1 pseudogene is annotated in these 219 nt (G+C 54.3%); it reads right to left on the bottom strand.

Annotated elements, in window-relative coordinates:
• Positions 1–7: 7 nt before the first annotated feature.
• Positions 8–219: pseudogene (locus tag UU7_RS18990) on the bottom strand (IS30 family transposase); the annotation flags it as partial.

Raw genomic sequence — 219 nt, 5'->3', positions numbered from 1 at the left:
GACGGATTCAACTACGAAGCGCACCACGATTGAGGGAAGCATCGAAAACGTGTTGTGGTGTACGGAAGTCTAAACGCTTTCGGGGCCGTTGGTTGAGCTTGTCTTCAATCGCCTGAATGTCGGCGTCGGAGTAAACACTGAGATCGCACCCTTTGGGCAGGTACTGCCGTATCAGCCCGTTGGTGTTTTCGTTGGTTCCGCGCTGCCAGGATGAGTACG

Origin of the sequence: Rhodanobacter spathiphylli B39, from assembly GCF_000264295.1 — a bacterium.
GTDB lineage: Bacteria > Pseudomonadota > Gammaproteobacteria > Xanthomonadales > Rhodanobacteraceae > Rhodanobacter > Rhodanobacter spathiphylli.
This window is presented reverse-complemented; position numbering and strand designations above follow the sequence as displayed.